General features: G+C 62.8%; 1 protein-coding gene. It reads left to right on the forward strand.

All coding sequences use genetic code 11. The features are described 5' to 3' along the window. Positions 1–459: 459 nt before the first annotated feature. Positions 460–1,689: a S8 family peptidase gene (locus ACFMO5_RS10705; RefSeq protein ID WP_376792743.1), complete on the forward strand. Its 1,230-nt coding sequence runs from the start codon at positions 460–462 to the stop codon at positions 1,687–1,689. Positions 1,690–1,765: the final 76 nt, after the last annotated feature.

The raw sequence follows: 1,765 nt of genomic DNA on the forward strand, positions 1-1,765 counted from the left end.
CCGCGTGCGCGGCCCGCCCCACACAGAAATCCCATAACCACCTCTGTTCGCAGCAGAGATAGTTGAGCGAATTTATACGCCCTACAGATCCCTTAGACGGCCCGCGTGGTTTAATTATTTTAACCAAAGATCTCGAGCCAGCCAATCTCTTAAGGGAAGTCTTCCATTGTCGGGCACAGCGAGCATAGAGCCTTCCCGCCGGGTCTGATGAGAAGAGAGCCAGCGGCCTACTGGGAGGCCCTCCATCCGGTGGTCATCACAGCCTCGCTTGACACATCCCCTCCGCCGATGGAGAATGTAGGTGTGGCGGCATGTCGGGAGCAGGTGGGATGCCCCGACAGGTCGAGTGGCTTAGGGGCCGTAAGATCTCAGATTGCGGGGTATGACCGCTCCCCACCCTGCGCGTCTAAGTCTGTGTCGATTCGAGAAAGCGGTCATCCGAGCCAAAGGAGGTGATCCATGGGGCGGCGATGGCTGGTTCTCGCGACAATCCTGACCCTCGGTTTGATGGGCTGGACTTCCGGCGCACCTTCCACGCAGGGACTCCCGCCGGGCAGCTATGTTCCGGATGAGCTGCTGGTGAGATTCGCCCCAGGCGCGGATCCAGCAGGGCTCGCCCGGGCTTTCGGTTTTCACCTTTATCGTCAGACCCTCTTAGGCGTCTGGGTGGTGAAGGTTCCCCCTACAACTCGCGATGCCGTGCTTGCGGCGCTGAGCCGCAATCCCCAGGTGGAATACGTGGAGCCCAACGGCATCGCCCGCATTGATCTAGACCCCAACGATCCCTACGACAACACCACCTGCTATGAATCCTCGAAGTCCGGTTGTGTCTCCCAGTGGGCCTGGGGGAAGATCCAGGCTTACGCTGCCTGGGATCTCACCACAGGCTCCAGCGGGATCCGTATCGCCGTGGTGGACACGGGGATCGATAACAGCCATCCGGATCTCCCGCCTGTGGTGGCCCAGTGGGACTTCGTGAACAATGACAACAGCGCGGAAGATGATAACGGCCACGGCACGCACGTGGCGGGGACCATTGGGGCGCTGACGAACAACGGGGTTGGGGTGGCCGGCATGAACTGGCAGGTGAGCCTGCTGGCGGCTAAAGTGCTGAGCGCCAGCGGCTCAGGGACGTATGCCCAGGTGGCCGACGGCATCGTGTGGGCGGCCAACAACGGGGCGAAGGTGATCAACCTGAGCCTGGGCGGCTCCATCGGCTCGACGACGCTGCAGAACGCGGTGGATTACGCCTGGAATAAAGGGGCGGTGCTGGCTTGCGCGGCCGGCAACAGCGGCTCCAGCGCCAAGACCTATCCGGCAGCCTACACGAACTGCATCGCCGTCGCCGCCACGGACGAGAACGATAACAAAGCCTCGTTTTCCAACTACGGGGCCAAGTGGGTGGATGTCGCTGCGCCGGGCGTTCGCATTCTTTCCACCATGCCGGACACGCCGGTCTACTTGACCACCCAGTACGGCTACTTCACAACCTACGATGCCTTGAACGGCACCTCCATGGCCACGCCCCACGTCGCGGGGCTGGCGGGGTTGGTGTGGGCGACTGGCAAGTGCACGACGAACGCCTGCGTCCGCCAGCGCATCGAGACCAATGCCGATCCGATCCCAGGCACCAAGCGCTACTGGTACTGGGGGCGGATCAACGCCTACCGCGCGGTCAGCGCGCCCTGAGGAGGCCGACGGACCCTCCAGAGGTCCTCGCGTCTCGTCAGCAACGGGGTGCGGGGCAGGCAGCTTTGCTGCCTGC

Source organism: Thermoflexus sp., from assembly GCF_042408365.1.
Taxonomy (GTDB): Bacteria; Chloroflexota; Anaerolineae; order Thermoflexales; family Thermoflexaceae; genus Thermoflexus.